The 17,437-nt window shown below is 63.1% G+C and carries 14 protein-coding genes and 1 pseudogene; 10 read left to right on the forward strand and 5 right to left on the reverse strand.

From position 1 onward, the window contains the following. Positions 1-8 precede the first annotated feature (8 nt). The 5 genes and pseudogenes from AC0L2B_RS30785 to AC0L2B_RS30805 all read left to right on the forward strand — a co-directional run bounded on the left by AC0L2B_RS30785 (position 9) and on the right by AC0L2B_RS30805 (position 3,177). The gene (locus AC0L2B_RS30785; protein ID WP_128168385.1) at positions 9-416 is read left to right on the forward strand and encodes a DUF2000 family protein; all 408 of its coding nucleotides are present in this window, start codon (positions 9-11) and stop codon (positions 414-416) included. A 50-nt stretch (positions 417-466) separates the two neighbouring features. Next, positions 467-574, forward strand: a pseudogene (locus tag AC0L2B_RS30790) (EamA/RhaT family transporter); the annotation flags it as partial. A 122-nt stretch (positions 575-696) separates the two neighbouring features. Further along, complete coding sequence (locus tag AC0L2B_RS30795; RefSeq protein WP_077375012.1) at positions 697-1,719, forward strand: LacI family DNA-binding transcriptional regulator; 1,023 nt, start codon at positions 697-699, stop codon at positions 1,717-1,719. Continuing rightward, a complete protein-coding gene (locus AC0L2B_RS30800) occupies positions 1,716-2,699 on the forward strand; it encodes a 2-hydroxyacid dehydrogenase (RefSeq protein ID WP_473748049.1) in 984 nt (327 codons plus the stop codon). Before AC0L2B_RS30795 ends, AC0L2B_RS30800 begins: the two co-directional genes overlap by 4 nt. 82 nt (positions 2,700-2,781) lie before the next feature. Then, positions 2,782-3,177 (forward strand): hypothetical protein, encoded by a 396-nt coding sequence (locus tag AC0L2B_RS30805; RefSeq protein ID WP_473748050.1) that lies wholly within the window; start codon positions 2,782-2,784, stop codon positions 3,175-3,177. 17 nt (positions 3,178-3,194) lie between these two features. On the opposite strand, the gene AC0L2B_RS30810 is transcribed toward AC0L2B_RS30805, so the two are convergent. Then, positions 3,195-3,968, reverse strand: a complete 774-nt coding sequence (locus tag AC0L2B_RS30810) for a gamma-glutamyl-gamma-aminobutyrate hydrolase family protein (RefSeq protein ID WP_473748051.1) — start codon at positions 3,966-3,968, stop codon at positions 3,195-3,197. 288 nt (positions 3,969-4,256) lie between these two features. Between AC0L2B_RS30810 and AC0L2B_RS30815 the strand changes: the two genes are divergently transcribed. After that, positions 4,257-5,366: a TRAP transporter substrate-binding protein gene (locus tag AC0L2B_RS30815; RefSeq protein WP_287239040.1), complete on the forward strand. Its 1,110-nt coding sequence runs from the start codon at positions 4,257-4,259 to the stop codon at positions 5,364-5,366. 60 nt (positions 5,367-5,426) lie between these two features. Here AC0L2B_RS30815 and AC0L2B_RS30820 read toward each other — a convergent pair whose 3' ends face one another. The 4 genes from AC0L2B_RS30820 to AC0L2B_RS30835 form a co-directional block, all read right to left on the reverse strand. After that, entirely contained in the window at positions 5,427-6,449 is a 1,023-nt protein-coding gene (locus tag AC0L2B_RS30820) for a zinc-dependent alcohol dehydrogenase family protein (RefSeq protein WP_473748052.1), read from the reverse strand. Positions 6,450-6,468: 19 nt separating this feature from the next. Beyond that, positions 6,469-8,238 carry a TRAP transporter large permease gene (locus AC0L2B_RS30825; protein ID WP_473748267.1) on the reverse strand — a complete coding sequence of 590 codons (1,770 nt, stop codon included), beginning with the start codon at positions 8,236-8,238 and terminating at the stop codon, positions 6,469-6,471. After that, positions 8,238-8,822 (reverse strand): TRAP transporter small permease subunit, encoded by a 585-nt coding sequence (locus tag AC0L2B_RS30830; RefSeq protein WP_287239047.1) that lies wholly within the window; start codon positions 8,820-8,822, stop codon positions 8,238-8,240. Before AC0L2B_RS30830 ends, AC0L2B_RS30825 begins: the two co-directional genes overlap by 1 nt. 273 nt (positions 8,823-9,095) lie before the next feature. Beyond that, on the reverse strand, positions 9,096-10,001 hold the full coding sequence (locus AC0L2B_RS30835; protein WP_473748053.1) for a branched-chain amino acid ABC transporter permease: 906 nt from the start codon (positions 9,999-10,001) through the stop codon (positions 9,096-9,098). 100 nt (positions 10,002-10,101) lie between these two features. Here AC0L2B_RS30835 and AC0L2B_RS30840 point away from each other — a divergent pair, with 100 nt between their 5' ends. The 4 genes from AC0L2B_RS30840 (at position 10,102) to AC0L2B_RS30855 (ending at position 17,371) form a co-directional block, all read left to right on the forward strand. Next, complete coding sequence (locus AC0L2B_RS30840) at positions 10,102-10,710, forward strand: CGNR zinc finger domain-containing protein (RefSeq protein WP_473521348.1); 609 nt, start codon at positions 10,102-10,104, stop codon at positions 10,708-10,710. Next, positions 10,703-11,242 carry a hypothetical protein gene (locus AC0L2B_RS30845; RefSeq protein WP_473521349.1) on the forward strand — a complete coding sequence of 180 codons (540 nt, stop codon included), beginning with the start codon at positions 10,703-10,705 and terminating at the stop codon, positions 11,240-11,242. The genes AC0L2B_RS30840 and AC0L2B_RS30845 overlap by 8 nt, the downstream gene beginning before the upstream one ends. 220 nt (positions 11,243-11,462) lie before the next feature. Next, positions 11,463-14,942, forward strand: coding sequence for an indolepyruvate ferredoxin oxidoreductase family protein (locus AC0L2B_RS30850; protein WP_473748054.1), 3,480 nt, complete (start codon positions 11,463-11,465; stop codon positions 14,940-14,942). A gap of 119 nt (positions 14,943-15,061) precedes the next feature. Beyond that, complete coding sequence (locus AC0L2B_RS30855) at positions 15,062-17,371, forward strand: putative bifunctional diguanylate cyclase/phosphodiesterase (protein ID WP_473748055.1); 2,310 nt, start codon at positions 15,062-15,064, stop codon at positions 17,369-17,371. Positions 17,372-17,437 lie beyond the last annotated feature (66 nt).

Genomic DNA, 17,437 nt, shown 5'->3' on the forward strand with positions numbered 1-17,437 from the left:
AATGTCTCATGTTCGACACGAAATTTGCAATCGTGCTGCAGGATAACCTTCCCGTCTGGCAAAAGCTCAACGTAACCGCGTTCCTGACCAGCGGCATCGTCGCGCAGTATAGCGACATCATCGGCGAACCCTATCGCGACCGCGCCGGCAATATCTATAATCCGCTCTCGATCCAGCCGATCATCGTGCTTTCGGCCGATCGCTCGACGCTAAGTGCGATCCACCGGCGGGCGCTGGAGCGCGGTGTGACGACCTCGCTCTACGTCGACGAAATGTTTTCGACCGGCCACGACGCGGCGAACCGCGCCGTCTTTGCCGAATTCGCACCCGACGATGCGAAGGTCGTCGGAATCGCGCTGCGCGCCGAAAAGAAGCTTGTCGACAAGATCACCAAAGGTGCCCGCATGCATCCCTGATGCATATCGACACTGGTTCATCCTGCTGACGCTCGGTGTCCTCGGTGCTCGTCATCGTCGCCAGCGGCTTTTATATCGTTCATCGCGAGCACCGGCTTCGCGTGCGCAACCGCGCTACCCTCGACGTCGAGGTGGATGCGCTGGCAAAAAAACTTTGATTTGTTTCGGAAGGGTGGCATAAGGCCGCGTTTAAACTGTTTAGACCATGATCCCGAAAACGGGCACCCGGTTTCGCTGGAGATCATGGATCAGCTCTGGATCGTCGGGGGAGCGCAAGGCGCTGGCACAGAAGATCAAGCTTTCGACGATCGCGGATGCGCTCGGTGTGTCCACGGCCACGGTGTCGCTGGCCCTGCGCGACAGCCCGCTGGTTGCTGGAATCACCCGCGACCGCATCAAGGAACATGCCCGCGCCATCGGCTATATCTACAATCGCCGCGCCGCCAGCCTGCGCACCTCGCGTTCGGGCATCGTCGGCGTCGTCGTCCACGACATCATGAATCCCTTTTTCGCCGAGATCCTGCGCTCGATCGAAAGCGAGCTCGACCGCAGCCGGCAGACCTTCATCCTGTCGAACCATTACGACCAGCTCGAAAAGCAGCGCACCTTCATAGACACGCTTCTGCAGCTTGGCGCCGACGGCGTCATCATGTCGCCGGCCATCGGCACGCCGCCCGAAGACATCTTCATGGCCGAGGAAAACGGCCTGCCGGCGGTGCTGATCGCACGCACCGTCGAAGGCGCTGACGTGCCGGTGTTTCGCGGCGACGATGCCTATGGCACCGGGCTAGCCACCAACCATCTGATCTCGCTCGGCCATAAACGCATCGCCATGATCGGCGGCACCGACCAGACCTCGACCGGCCGCGACCGCTACCAGGGCTATCTCAACGCCATGGAGGCGGCAGGGCTGGAGGTCAGGCCGTCCTGGCGCATCCCCGGCCCGCGCACCAAACAGGCTGGCTTCGAGGCCGCCGGGCAGTTCCTGGCGCTGAAGGACAAGCCGACCGCGGCCTGCTGCTGGAACGACCTCGTCGCCATCGGCCTGATGAACGGCATTGCACGCGCCGGGCTGGTGCCGGGCATTGACATATCCGTGACCGGCTATGACGATCTCGAGGAAGCGGCGATCGCGACGCCGGCGCTGACCACCGTGTGGAACGGCCAGCGTGAAGTCGGCCGCCGCGCCGCCAGCGCGCTGCTCGACAAGCTCAATGGGCAGATGGTGCGGCCGTCGCAGGAACTGATCAAGCCGGAACTGCATGTGCGCCAGTCGACCGGCAAACCAGTGGAACGTGCATGACAAAAGCCGAACAGCAGCAAGCAGTCGCCATTCTGGTGCCGGGCCAATTCAACGACCACGCGGTCGGCCGCATCGACCGGACGTTCAGCCGCGCCTGGATCGAACGGCCGGATGCGTCGCTGGTCACCGACGAGATGCGCCGGACGGTGCGCGGCATTGCCGCCTTTGGCGGGATCAACGCAGCCCTCATCGACGCGCTGCCGAATCTCGAGATCATCGCCAATTTCGGCGTCGGCTATGATTCGGTCGATGCCCGTCACGCAGCGCAGCGCGGCGTCATGGTCACCAACACGCCGGATGTGCTGACCGAGGAGGTCGCCGATACGGCGATCGGGCTTTTGATCAACACCGTTCGCGAGCTGCCGCGCGCCGAGACCTGGCTGCGCGACGGCAGTTGGGCACGCGATGGCAACTATCCGCTGAGCCGGCTGACCTTGCGCGGCCGTCGTGTCGGTATTTTCGGCATGGGCCGCATCGGTCTCGCCATTGCGCGCCGGCTGGAGGCCTTTGGGCTGCCGATCGCCTATCACAACCGGCGCCAGGTCGAAGGCTTGCCCTACGAATACCACGGCACGCTGAAAGGCCTTGCCGAGGCGGTCGATACGCTGATCTCGGTGGCGCCCGGCGGCGCCTCGACGGAAAAGGCGGTCAACGCCGAGATCCTGTCGGCGCTCGGCCCGAATGGCGTCTTCGTCAACATCGGTCGCGGCAGCACGGTCGACGAGGCAGCACTTGCCGCGGCGCTTGCCGGCGGCACCATCGCCGCTGCCGGGCTCGACGTCTTCGCTGACGAGCCGAACGTGCCGCCGGCGCTGCTCGCCGCCCCCAACACTTCACTTTTGCCGCATGTCGGCTCGGCTTCGGAACATACCCGCCGCGCCATGGCCGATCTGTGCGTCGACAATCTGATTTCCTGGTTTTCGAAAGGGAGGGCGTTGACGCCGGTGCCGGAAACGGAAAAGCTCAAGGCGCGCAGCTGAGCGGCACGCTTTCCTATTTGTTAACCACGGTTTAACGCTTTGAAATCATCTTTATCTATCGCCAAACACCCGGAGAACGCAGATGAAAGCACTTGCTGCATTGATAGCGGTGGTCGCGCTGTTCGGCAGCGTTCAGCTGTTTCACAGCGGCGCAGGCGAAGGCCGCACAGCCGATGAGTCATCGCAGTCGCCCGGCGACTACCGGCTGGTGGCCAATGGTGACGAAGCGTCCTGCGCGGTCAAGCGCGGCACTGAGGTTGCGCATGGCCTGTCGCTGTTGACAGTCACTGCGAATTGCCACCGGGTCTTGCCCGGCATCGAGCGCGCGAAATTCTGGCGCGAGCAGGATGACGGCACGGTCACCTTCAGCGCGAACGGCATCGACCCGATCGTCACTTTCGGCGTCGCCGACGGCGACGGTTATGAATCCTACGCACCAGCCCTGCCGCTGCTGTCGCTGGCGGCCAGCAGCGATTGACGTTGACGTCCGACGAACTATTCCGCGGCGGCCCACGCGCCGGATTTCGCCGCGGCGTGCAGGCGCACCGCGTCGCCAAAGGCGCGGAATATCCTTGCTGAGACGCTGTCCGACTTGACCCAGTATTCGGGATGCCACTGGACGCCGACTGCGAACGCGCGGGCGTCGCGCACCGAAACCGCCTCGACCGTGCCGTCGCTGGCTACCGCCTCTATCTGCAGCTTCGGGCCGAGCCGGTCGATGGCCTGGCGGTGCACCGAATTGACCATGATGTCGCCTGCCCCGAACACGCCGGCGAGGCAGCTTCCGGGCTTGATTGAAATGGTCTGGCGGATGGCGAAGCGTTCGTCCTGATTGTCGCTCGCCGGTGCGCGATGGTCCAGCGACCCCTCGCGCTCCTGGATTTCTGCGGCCAGCGTGCCGCCCAGCGCCACATTCATCTCCTGGATGCCGCGGCAGATGGCGAGCAGCGGCACGCCGCGCTCGACTGCCTTGCGGATCAGCGGCAGCGTCGTGGCGTCGCGGGCCGGATCGTAGGGGCCGTTGGCCTCGCTGGCATCGCCGCCATAGTGCGAGGGATGAACATTGGACTTCGAGCCGGTGATCATGACGCCGTCGACCGATGACAGGAGTTCATCGAAATCGAGCCGGTCGCCGAAGGACGGCACCAGCACCGGGAACACGCCGGCCGCCGAAAGCGCCGCCTCCAGATATTGCTGCGGAGCGGCATGCCAGGTGTAGTTGTCGAACTGGCGGACGTCGGTCGATATGGCGACTAGCGGCTGCTGCATTTTTGATCCGGGTCCATTCAGTGCAAGGATATGTTCTGCCTTTAAAATAGGCGATCCGACGGCGCTTTGCCATGACAAGTTCGGCATGTCGCATGGGCCACGGAAGGGCGTTAGACTTAAGTTGCAGTAGGTGTGTTCGCGCCCGCGTTTTTCGCGAAAACGCCGCCGGCAAAACCGGCTCCCATGGCTGGACTCGACTTCTTGCCCGTGTATTGTTTGCCGCGAAGCCGATCCGGGGCACAGAGCATCTCCCGAACGTCGGTCTGTTGATCCAATAGGGAGGACTTCATGGATCGTCGATCATTCATCCGCAAGGCCGGTGTGACCGGTGTCGGCGCTGCGGCGGCTACGGCGGCGCTTGCCGCGCCGGCTATCGCCCAAACCAACCCGAAAGTGACATGGCGCCTGGCGTCGTCCTTCCCGAAGTCCCTCGATACGATCTATGGCGGCGCCGAGGTCTTTTCCAAGATGCTCTCAGAGGCGACCGACGGCAACTTCCAGGTGCAGGTCTTCGCTGCCGGTGAACTGGTGCCCGGCCTGCAGGTCGCGGATGCCACCACCGCCGGCACCGTCGAGGCCTGCCATACGGTGGCATATTATTATTGGGGCAAGGACCCGACCTGGGCTTTGGGTGCCGCGGTTCCGTTCTCGCTCAACGCGCGCGGCATCAATGCCTGGCACTACCACGGCGGCGGCATCGACCTGTTCAACGAGTTTCTCGCCACGCAGGGCCTTTTTGGCTTGCCCGGTGGCAATACCGGCGTGCAGATGGGCGGCTGGTTCCGCAAGGAAATCAACACCGTCGCTGACCTTTCGGGCCTCAAGATGCGCATCGGTGGCTTTGCCGGCAAAGTGGTGCAAAGGCTCGGCGTCGTGCCGCAGCAGATCGCCGGCGGCGACATCTATCCAGCGCTGGAAAAAGGCACCATCGACGCCGCCGAATGGGTCGGCCCTTATGACGATGAGAAGCTCGGCTTCTACAAGGTCGCTCCCAATTATTATTATCCTGGCTGGTGGGAAGGCGGGCCGACCGTCCATCTGATGTTCAACAAGGCGAAATACGAGGAGCTTTCGCCGGCCTACAAGGCGCTGGTGCGCACCGCCGCGCAGGCCGCCGACGCCAACATGCTGCAGAAATACGACTTTCTGAATCCGGCGGCCGTCAGGCGGCTGGTGTCAGCGGGCGCCAAATTGCGTCCGTTCAGCCCGGAAATCCTGGCAGCCTGCTTCGAAAAGGCAAACGAGGTCTATGCCGAGATGGAAGCCTCAAACGCGCCGTTCAAGAAGATATGGGACTCGATCAAGGCGTTCCGCAAGGAGCACTATCTCTGGGCGCAGGTGGCCGAGTACAATTACGATACCTTCATGATGGTCCAGCAGCGCTCCGCCAAACTCTGACGACAGTTCGGCGCCACGCGTTCTTCGGACGCGTGGCGCCGAAGCGCTTCTATTTGCTGATCAGCGCGGCAGCACCAGCACCTTGACCTCGCCTGGCGCAGGCGGATTGGCGATCACCGCAGCCGCCTCCTCAAGCGTCACCTGCCGGGAGATAAGCTTGTCGATCTCGATCGCACCCGAGGCTATGAGATCGGCAGCTCGGCGATGCGTAAACGGATTGAGGAAAGAGCCCAATACCCTCAATTCCCGGAACAACAGGTCGAAAGGTTCGAATTCTGCTTTCATGCCTTGAGGCATCACGCCGACAACGACAACCGTGCCACCGGCCCTGGCGAGCCGCATCGATTGCTCGACCGTCTCTCTTACGCCAGCACATTCGAACACCACATCGACGCCGCCCGGCATGAGGCCCGACGGACCGACGACCGTGTCGATGATATCGCAAGCGATTGGATCGACCGTTGCCGTCGCGCCCAATTCTTTGGCAAGGGCACGCCGCGAGGCCTGACGCGTCGACAGGATGATTGTCGTCGCGCCGGCAAGCCTCGCCAGTTGCACGGTGAGCAGGCCGATCACGCCGCCGCCCAGCACGGCGACCGAGGAGCCGGGTCTGACCTGCGCCAGGTCCACGCCATGCAGGCAGCAGCCAAGCGGCTCGCAGAACGCGCCATGCGTCGGCCTCAGGTCGTTCGGGAGGAGGAAGGCCTGCTTGTGAGGCAGCACGACATATTCGGCGAAGCCGCCATCGCGGCGGATGCCGATGGCAACCAGATTATGACAGAGATTGATGCGACCGGCGTGGCAGTGCGGACAGCGCCCGCAGGCGATGTTGGGATCGCCGGTGACGCGATCGCCGACCGAAAAGCCGGACACGGCGGTACCAATCGCCTCGACGATCCCGGAGAATTCATGTCCGAGCGTCACCGGCGGCGTACAGGGAAATTCGCCATGGAAAAGATGCCGGTCTGTGCCGCAGACGCCGCATGCCTCGATCCGCACCAGGAGATCGTCCGGCCCGGCCACCGGCTTGTCGACCTCCCGAAGGGCGATGCTGCCGACGCCCTCCAGCCGCACCGCTTTCATGTCTGTAGAGCCTCCGGCGTCAATTGAAACTCGGTGGTTGCGACAGATCGGGCGCTGGCGCTGCCGGCTTGGCAGCCGGCGTTTCACCGAAATTCGGCGGCTGCGACAGATCCGGTGCAGGCGCAGTCGGCGCCGTGCCGCCATCCGCAGGCGGAACGCCGAGCGGCGACAGGCTCGGCGTTTCCGGCACCTGGTAGTCGATCGTGCCCGGGTCCGCTGCCGTGCCCTTGTAGTGCATCACCATTTGCGGGAAGGCGATGGTCAAGCCGATCATGATCACCTGGATGCAAACGAAGGGCACCGCCCCCCAATAGATCTGGCCGGTGGTTACCGGCGCGATCTTTTTGCCGGTGAGGCGATCGAGATAGGGCACCCGGGCGGCGACCGAACGCAGGTAGAACAGCGCGAAGCCGAACGGCGGGTGCATGAAGCTGGTCTGCATGTTGACGCCGAGCAGCACGCCGAACCAGATCAGGTCGATACCGAGCTTGTCGGCGGCCGGCGCCAAGAGCGGCACGATGATGAAGGCGAGCTCGAAGAAATCGAGGAAGAAGGCGAGCAGGAAGACGAGGATGTTGACGCCGATCAGGAAGCCGATCTCGCCGCCCGGCAGCGATGTCAGGAGGTGTTCGACCCAGATATGGCCGTTGACGCCGTAGAAAGTGAGCGAGAACACGCGCGCGCCGATCAGGATGAACAGCACGAAGGAGGATAGCCGCGTCGTCGACGCCAGCGCCTGCTTGATCACGTCCAGCGACAGCCGCCCCTTCATCGCCGCCATGATCAGCGCGCCGACAGCGCCCATGGCGCCGCCTTCGGTCGGCGTGGCGATGCCGAGGAAGATGGTGCCCAACACCAGGAAGATGAGCGCCAGTGGCGGGATCAGCACGATGATCACCTGCTGCGCCAGCCGCGACATCATGTTGATCTTCAGGCGCTGGTCGGCGATTGCCACGACATAGATGAGGATCACGCCGATGGTGGCGCCGAGGATGTCGGCGTTTTGGCCCTGCGAGGGCGCCAGATAGCGATAGGCCGCGTAGGAAACCACGACTGCCGCCAGCACCGCGACCAGCAGCGACAGGACACCGTGGCCGAGGGTGCGGGCCTCCAGCGGCAGGGCCGGCATCGAGTTCGGCCTAATGATCGACATGATCACGATATACGTCGTGTAAAGGCCGGTCAGAACCATCCCCGGGATCAGCGCACCCGCATACATGTCGCCGACCGAGCGACCGAGCTGGTCGGCCAGAACGATCAGCACCAGCGACGGCGGAATGATCTGGGCGAGCGTGCCCGACGCGGCAATGACGCCGGACGCCACTCGGCGGTCATAGCCGTAGCGCAGCATGATCGGCAGCGAGATCAGGCCCATGGCGATGACGGAGGCAGCCACCACGCCCGTGGTTGCGGCAAGCAGCGCGCCGACGAAGATCACGGCATAGGCGAGGCCACCGCGGATCGGTCCGAACAATTGGCCGATCGTGTCGAGAAGGTCCTCGGCCATGCCCGATCGTTCGAGCACGATGCCCATGAAAGTGAAGAACGGGATGGCCAGCAGCGTGTCGTTCGACATTACCCGGCTGCCGTAGAAATTATCCGGCAGCGCGTGCAGCAGCGGCCAGGCGAGATTGATCGATCCGCCCGAATAGGGTGACAGCACAACACCGATGAAGAAGAACAGCAGGCCGTTGGCGGCGAGTGAGAAGGCGACCGGGTAGCCGATCAGCAGGAAGATGACCAGCGAGGCGAACATGATCGGCGCCATGTTCTGGGCGATGAACTCGATCACGAGCGCACCTCTTCGGCGAGCGCCTTCGCTTCGAGCTCGGCCTGTTCATGCACCGATATGAACGGTGTGGGATCGTCCATGTCGCCGCGCATGATGGCGATCTTCTTGATGATCTCCGAGATGCCCTGCAGCGCGAGCAGGAAAAAGCCGGCCAGCAGAATCGCCTTCGCCGGCCAGATGATCAGCCCGCCGGAATTGTTCGACATTTCGCCGCTGTGAAACGACAGTGACACATAGGGGACGAAATAGATCACCATCAGCGTCACGAACGGCATCAGGAAGAAGAGATGGCCGAAAAGGTCGATCCAGTGCTGCACGCGGCGCGAGAACATGCCGTAGACGATGTCGATGCGGATATGGTCGTTCTGCTTAAGCGTGTAGGCAGCGGCCAGCATGAAGGCGGCGCCGAACAAATACCACTGCAATTCCAGCCACGCGTTCGACGACATGTCGAACGTCTTTCGGATGACTGCATTGGCGGCACTGACCAGGATTGCCAGCAGGATCAGCCACGACACCCATTTGCCGATGAACTCGTTCACACGGTCAATCGTTCTGGATAGAGTGAGAAGCCCTGCCATACATTCCTCCCTTTACGCTTCGGCCCGAAAATCGGTGTCGATTTTCGGAAGGCACGATGCGTGACTCAAAGTATTAGCGACGCGCCGATTCCCGCTTGTTTTCCGCCGCTTCGATGTGGCCCAACGGTATGCCGTGCGTGGACCGGCGGGTCAACACAGGGCAGACCGAGTAAAACAATCTTGTGGCATGGGGAAGGGGCGAAACAGCCGCGGGAGGATCATGCGCAAAAATCAAAGTGGCGTCTGCGGCTAGCGCTACCCAGGTTGGCGCAGTCAGACGATCTTGCTCTGGTCTCGCCCGGCGCCGATCAGCACCAGCATGGCGACGAGCAACAGATACATCCAGGCGTCGCGCCACTCGACCGGGAAGTAGCCGGCCCACAGCGATTCGGCCATGCCGAAAGCGGCAGCGCCAAGTGCTGCCCGCAACGGCGAGAGATAGCCGCCCACCGCCGTCACGAACAGGATTTTCAGCCCGTAGACCAGGCCGGAGCCGAAGCTGATGTTGCCATAGTAGAGGCCGGCGAGGACACCGGCCAGCGCCGCGCAAAGGCCGCCGGCGAGCACCGCGTGCCGAAACACCGCGCGCACGTCGACGCCGCACATGGCGGCGGCGTTGGGGTCGTCGGACACGGCGCGCCAGCGCCGGCCGAAACTCGAGCGGGCGAACGCCCAGGAGGCGAGCACAATGGTTGCCACGACGATCCCGCAGTCGAGCAATTGGATAAGCGTCAGGGTGGCATTGAAGTTGGCCCCGTTCGCAAAAATGATGGGCTGGGCCAGCATTGGCGGCAGCCACAAATCATGCGTGTCAGCGGCGATGCGGCTTGCCTCCGACAGCAGCAGCAATATGCCCAGCGTCGTCACCACGATCGCATTGGGCGTGCGATCGGCCAGCGGCTCGAAGATGCTGCGCGACAGGACATGGCTGATCAGCCCCGCATACAGGAACGCCGCGACAATACCGAGCGCGACGGCCGCGAACAGGGTCAGCCACAGGGCCTGATAGCCGAAGGCCGCGGTGAGGATCATCGTCTGTCCGCAAAAGGCGAACAGCGCCCCATAGGCGAGGTTCGTCCGGTGCAGGATGCCGTTGGTCAGCACATAGCCGAAGGCGAGCAGGGCATAGAGCGCGCCGGAATGCAGCCCGTTCAGCACCTGCTGGAAGAAATAGAGCATGCCAATGTCCTTGGATCGCGGAGAACCGCGTCCGTGCGGAGCAGATTTGCATCGGCAATCTAACTTGTCAAACGCAGCTTATCGGTTAGAAATGGCGCCCATGACGGTTTCCTGGATCCCGCACCGCTTCACTGGCGGCCTTCTTGCGCTCGACACGGCGAACACCGTCGTGCTGCGCGGCGATCCCCGGAGAACCTTCGACCGGTTCAAGGATCCGGCAGAGATCGCCCGTTTCGCCGACGCGGCGAGCGTCTTTCGCGCCGCCGAGCTTGGCGGCAGGCGGCTCGAAGCGCCGTTCCCGGACAAGATCGCGCCGGTCGTGCTGGCGATCCGCGAGACGACCGACCGGCTGTTTCGTCGTGCGGTGTCGAAGGGCGCGGTCACTACAGGCGATCTGCCTGGCTTCCTGAAGGCCTGCGCCGACGGTCTCGCGGACGGCCGCACCGAGATCGGTGCGCCGGGACGGCCGTTCGGCGAGCCGGCGACGCCCATCGCCTTCGAGGCGGCACTGGCGGTTTCCGCACTGTCGCTGCTGCAGGCTGACACCGTCGCAAGGCTGAGGATCTGCCCCAATTGCAGCTGGTTGTTTCTCGACCGAAGCCGCAATTCCAGCCGTCGTTGGTGCGACATGGCGGTGTGCGGCAACCGCCAGAAGGCAAGTCGCCACTATCGCCGCCGAACGGCAGCCGAAGGGACCGCCAATGTCTAGGAAAATCTTGCGCCTGGCCGTTGTCGGCGCCATGCTCGTGGCAGCGGCAACGCTCGGCGCCTGCCGCGATACCGGCAAGGACGGCGAAGGCAGATTGTTCGAGATTTCCGGCAGGCTGGTCGTCTTCAATTATCGCCTCGCAAGGGCAACCTTTGTCGTCACATTGAGGCCGCTGCAGCCTATGGACGAAGGACAGGTTGCCGTTGCCAGCTTCCAGAACCCAGCAGGCGGCGAGCCGCTGATCGTCGAACAGAAAATCTGGCCGAAGCTCGGCAAGGTGTCGCTGGAGAGCCCGGCGCTTTCCTGCATCGCTAAGGACAGGCCCTATGCGATATCGATCAGCATCAAGGATACCCAAGGTGCAGTCCTCCAGAAGATCGACACCACGCTGATGTCGACTCAGGACCAATCGGTCCTGCCCGACCGGCCGCTTGTCATCGATCAGCTCTATACGCCCAATCCAGAGCTTGCCGGTCATCCGGACGGCAAGCTGCCGGGCGCGCCCAAGCCCGACTGCTCGAAGGCCGGCTGACGCAACATCGCCGGTATCGGTCGCGGCCGGAATTTTCTTGGCGCTGACGGACCAATTGGTGAGCGTTTCTTACAGCATCGGGCGTGGACCGGATCGTTTGTTGCGCTTCGCCTGGCATCTTCGATTTTGTTTGACCTGCCCGGCAAGGGGAGAAACACTGCAGCCTCCAACTCCGACGTTGGCTGCGCTCGAACTGCGGCCTCCGCAGAGGAAATGCCTGATGACGCTGCATGATGTCGCGCTCGACGACAAGTTCGACCTGAGAAAGGAGCGCATCTTCCTTTCCGGCGCGCAGGCGGTCATCCGCATGCTTTTGATGCAGCGCGAGCGCGACCGCCAGGCTGGCCTGAACACCGCTGGCTTCGTCTCCGGCTATCGCGGCTCGCCGCTCGGCGGCCTCGACATGCAGCTTTGGAAGGCCAGGAAGCAGCTCGCCCAGTCGGACATCGTCTTCCAGCCCGGCCTCAACGAGGAACTCGCGGCCACCGCCTGCTGGGGATCGCAGCAGGCCGAATTGCTGGGCGAGGGCACGCATGACGGCGTCTTTTCGGTCTGGTACGGCAAGGGACCGGGCGTCGACCGCTCCGGCGACGTCTTCCGCCATGCCAATCTTGCCGGCTCGTCAAGACATGGCGGCGTGCTCGCCCTGATGGGCGACGACCACATGGCCGAATCCTCGACCAACGCGCACGCGACCGAGTTCCTGTTTGTCGACACCATGGTGCCGATCCTCAATCCGGCCGGGGTCCAGGAGATCATCGACTATGGGCTCTATGGCATTGCCATGTCGCGCTTCGCCGGCACCTGGGCGGCGATCAAATGCGTCAAGGACAACATCGAATCGACGGCTTCGGTCGATGCCGCGCTCGAACGGCTTGATATCGTCGTCCCGGACTTCGAGATGCCGCCCGGCGGCCTCAACATCCGCAACGAGATCGACATGCTCGGCCAGGAGGAGCGACTGCATGAATACAAGCGCGCCGCTGCTTCAGCCTTTATCCACGCCAACAGGCTGAACCGGATTGTCTATTCCGGCGGCAGTGGCCCGAAGCTTGGCATCGTCACCGTCGGTAAGAGCTATCTCGACGTACGCCAGGCGCTGGAAGACATCGGTGTCGATGAGGCCGCCGCCAACCGCATCGGCATCAGACTGTTCAAGGTTGGCTGCCCGTGGCCGCTCGACCTGCAGCACATCGCCGACTTCGCTCGCGGACTCGACACCATCGTCGTCGTCGAGGAGAAACGCTCGCTGATCGAGGTGCAACTGCGCGAGAACCTTTACGGCACGGCCATGCTGCCGATCATCGTCGGCAAGAAGGACGAGCGCGGCGACGGGCTGTTCCCTGCCAAGGGCGCGCTCGATCCCAACGACATCGCCATCGCGCTCGGCGAGAGAATCTTGCGGACGATCGGTCCGTCGGACGAGATCGCCGCGCGGGTGGCGAGACTTCGCCAGTTCCAGGCGATGCTCGCCGAGACAACAGACATCGCCTCGCGCACGCCCTTCTTCTGCTCCGGCTGCCCGCACAATTCCTCGACCAAGGTGCCCGACGGCTCGCTCGCCGCCGCTGGCATCGGCTGCCATTTCATGGCGCTGTGGATGGATCGCGACACCGTAGGTTTCACCGCCATGGGCGGTGAGGGTGCGCAATGGGTCGGCCAGGCGCCGTTCTCGAAGCGCGACCACATCTTCCAGAATCTCGGCGACGGCACCTACAACCACTCCGGCGCGCTGGCGATCCGCTTCGCGCTGTCGACCGACGCCAACATCACCTACAAGATCCTCTACAACGACGCCGTCGCCATGACCGGCGGCCAGCCGCACGAGGGTGGCCTGACCGTGGACATGATTGCCAGGCAGGTGCGGGCCGAGGGCGTCGGGCGGATCGCCATCGTCACCGACGAGCCGGCCAAATATACCGGCAAGGTCGAATTCCCCGCCGGCGCCACCATCCATCACCGCGACGACCTCGACCTCGTGCAGCGCGAATTGCGCGCGGTCAGAGGCACATCCGTGCTGATCTACGACCAGACCTGCGCCGCCGAAAAGCGCCGCCGCCGCAAGCGCGGCACCTTCCCCGATCCCGACAAGCGCGTCTTCATCAACGAACTGGTCTGCGAAGGCTGCGGCGATTGTGGGGTGCAGTCGAATTGTGTGTCGATCCAGCCGGTCGAGACCGAATTCGGCCGCAAGCGCAAGATCGATCAGTCGAGCTGCAACAAGGATTTCTCCTGCATCAACGGCTTCTGTCCGTCCTTCGTCACCGTGCATGGCGCCAAGATCAGGAAGGCCGAGGGTATGGCCGGCACCACCGATCCGCTCGACGGCGTTCCCACGCCCGCGGAATTCCCTCTCGGTGACCAAGGCTGGGCGGCGATCATCGACGGCGTCGGCGGCACCGGCGTCGTCACCATCGGCGCGGTGCTTGGCATGGCGGCTCATCTCGAAGACAAAGGCTGCGGCATGATCGACATGGCCGGCCTTGCCCAGAAGGGCGGCTCGGTGTTCACCCATGTCCGCATCGCGCGCAGCCCAGGCGATATCCATGCCATCCGCGTTTCGGCCGGCAAGGCAGATCTTGTGCTTGGCTGCGACCTCGTCGTGTCGGGCGCCCAAAAGGTGCTCGCCGCGGTGCGCGAAGGCCACACGATCTTCCTCGCCAACACCGCGGAGATCATGCCCGGCGAGTTTACCCGGTCGGCCGATTTCTCGCTGCCGGTTGAGCGGCTGAAAAAGGCGATCCGCACTGCCGCCGGCGACGACAAGGCGCATTTTTTTGATGCCACCCGCACCGCCACCGCGCTGTTCGGCAGCTCGCTCGGCGCCAACATGTTCATGCTCGGCTTCGCCTTTCAGCACGGCGGCTTGCCGCTGTCTGCCGAGGCAGTCGAAAAGGCGATCGAGCTCAACGGCCAGTCGGTGGCGATGAACGTCTCAGCCTTCCGCTGGGGCCGCCGCGCCGCCCACCAGCCGGATTTCGTGCGCACCCTCGTCGTCCAGCCGGGCGCGGCTGCACAGAACACTGCTGTCGCCGAAACGCTCGATGACGTCATCACCCGCCGCGTCGCCTTCCTCACCGCCTATCAGAACGTCGCCTATGGCAAGCGCTATGCCGACAGAGTGGCCGTGCTGCGCAAGGCCGAAGCCAGCGTGGCGCCCGGTTCGACTGATGTGACCGAGGCCGCCGCGAGGAACCTGTTCAAGCTGATGGCGATCAAGGACGAATACGAGGTGGCAAGGCTCTACACCGATGGCTCCTTTGCCGCTGAACTGGGCAAGCAGTTCCAGAGCTACGACAAACTCGAATTCCATCTCGCCCCGCCGATCGGGGCCAGGCGCGGCAAGGACGGCAAGCCGAGGAAGTCGAGCTTCGGTCCCTGGATGATGAAGGGGTTCCGCCTGCTGGCAGCGATGAAAGGCTTGCGCGGCACGGTCTTTGATGTGTTCGGCTACAGCTTCGAAAGGCGTATGGAACGGCAGCTTCTTGCGCAGTACGAGGCCGACCTGGAGCTTGTCGCCGGCGCGCTGGCGCCAGGCAAGGTCGAGGCCGCGGCAGCGCTTGCCTCGGTGCCGGCACTCATTCGCGGCTATGGTCACGTCAGGCGGGCCAGCGCCGAAAAGGCCGCTGGCGAGCGCCTGAGGCTGCTCGATCGCCTGGCGAAGACACCGGCTCGGCCGGAACTCCAGGCCGCCGAGTGATCGATATGCCCTATCTGAAGAAGCTCAACAGGCTTGACGCAGGCCCCGAGATGGGCCCCCTCTAAACCTTTCTTAATGCGGTTATGACATGACTGCGGTTCGCGCGACACCGCAAGGTCATGAACATAGATCGACCCGACGACATATCCGAAGACGTATACGTTGGCTTCGTTCGCTCGCTATTTCGCGACGCAGGCATCTTGCTCGTTGGTGCCTTCACGCAAGGCGCTATGGCCCTGCTCGTGTACTGGAAAACGTCTGCGGCAATCTATCTCGCGCTCGCCATCCTGATGGTTGCCGCTAGCATCGGCCGTTATCTTGCGATCCGGAGGGTCAGTCCCGACACCATCGTCACCTACCAATCCGCGCTTGCCTGGGAACGCTACTACATTGTTGCCGGGACGATTCATGGGGCCGCGGTCGGACTTTTCGCGTTCGTATGCCTCTACGTGGTTCCGGACCTGTTTGGCGAGATTGCAGCGGTGTCGCTGGTGTTGGCAAGCACCATCACCATCGCCGGCCGCAATTTCGGCTCCCGAAAGATGGTTGCCATCCTGTCCGTGTCCGTGGTCGCGCCGATTGCGGTCGGCCTGATGCTGAAGGGCGACGTGTACAACGTCATTTTGGGCCTCTTTGTCATCCCCTTCATGTTCACCATCAACAAGATGGCGCATCTTGTTCGAAAGGTGCTGTTTACAGCAATCAGCGAAGAGAAGAAGGCGAACCGCCTCGCCCAGCGCTTCAATCGGGCGCTGAACACCATGTCGCACGGGCTTGTCATGCTCGGCCCTGATGGCCGGGTGGTGGTGGCCAACGCCGAAGCCGCGCACCTGATGTCGCTCAAGTCGCCCGACGCGCTGCTCGGGCGATCGATCCACGGCCTGCTGATGCGCGGCGTTGCCGGCGGCATGTTGGCGTCGAAGGACTGCCGCTACATCGAAGCCCAGCTTACGCGCGCCCTGCGCGAGGGCCGCGACCGCAGGGTTCTCGTTTCGCTCGCGAATGGGCAGCACTATGAGTTCTCGGCGCGTGAGGGCAGCCAGGAACTGGGCGTCATCACATTCGAGGATGTGACGGCCCGCGTCGAGGCAGAAAGCAAGATCCGCTTCATGGCGCGCTACGACAGCCTCACCGGCCTGCCTAACCGCGCCTATTTCCAGGAGTTGATCGGAGAGGCGATGGCATCCGGCGATCTCGAGCGTCTCTGCGGGCTCGCCGTGCTCGACCTCGACGACTTCAAGAACGTCAACGACACGCTTGGCCACCCGGTCGGCGACGGATTGATCTACGCCGTCGCGGAGCGGCTGGCAGCGATCGCCGGACCAGGCGTCACCGTCAGCCGTTTCGGCGGCGACGAGTTCATGATCTTTTTCGATCGCGTTGAGGATGAGAGCCACCTGACCAGCCAAATCGACGGGATTTTCGATGAACTGCAGGGCGAGGTCGACGTCGCCGGCCATGGGTTGCGCATCCAGGCCAGCGGTGGCGCGGTGCTTTCGCGGGTCAGGGACACCGATGTCGACGCCATGATCGTCAAGGCGGACCTCGCGCTCTACAAGGCCAAGGAACTCGGCAAGAACACTTGGCGGTTGTTCCAGGCCTCGATGGATGCGGCATTTCGCGATCGTCAGCTGATGAAGGCGGATCTGCGCACCGCAGTGGAAAGCAAGGCGCTGCGGGTGGTCTATCAGCCGATCGTCGCGATGAGCACGATGCGGATCGCCAGTTGCGAGGCGCTGTGTCGTTGGGATCACCCCGATCTCGGACCGATCTCGCCCAGCATCTTCATTCCGCTGGCCGAAGAAATGGGCATCATTTCCGAGATCAGCACATTTGTCCTGCAGGCGGCATGTGCCGAATGCGTTAAATGGCCCGACCCGACCAGCGTCTCGGTCAACCTTTCGGCCAAGGATTTCCGCAGCAGTGGCATCGTCCAGAAAGTCCGTGATGCGCTCGCCAACTCCGGCCTCGCCGCTGGCCGCTTGGAAATCGAGGTCACCGAGACCGCGCTTCTCGACGACAAATCGCTGACGCGTCAGTATATCGAGGAGTTGAAACGGCTTGGCGTGCGCATTGCGCTAGACGACTTCGGCACGGGCTATTCGAGCTTGAGCTATCTCCACAAGCTGCCGCTCGACAAGGTCAAGATTGACCGCTCGTTCCTGATGGACGTCACCCACAACCCGAGTTCGCTCGCGCTGTTGAAGGGCGTGGTCGAACTCATCAGAGTTCTCGGTCTCAACGTGACTATCGAGGGCGTTGAGACATACGAGCAGCTCAACATTCTGACGCATTCTATCAAACCGGATATGGTCCAGGGCTTTTTGTTTGGTTCAGCGCTGACAGCGTCCGGCATCGGAACGATGGCTACCACGGTCTGGCCATTCGCCATCGATAAAAAGCCGGCGGGCAAACGTGCGCTTAGCTGATTTCCGCGCTTCATTTTCGACCAACTTGACCAGACGTGCCGCGGCGGCAAGTTAAGGTTAATATTA

The organism is Mesorhizobium sp. WSM4815, assembly GCF_055811575.1.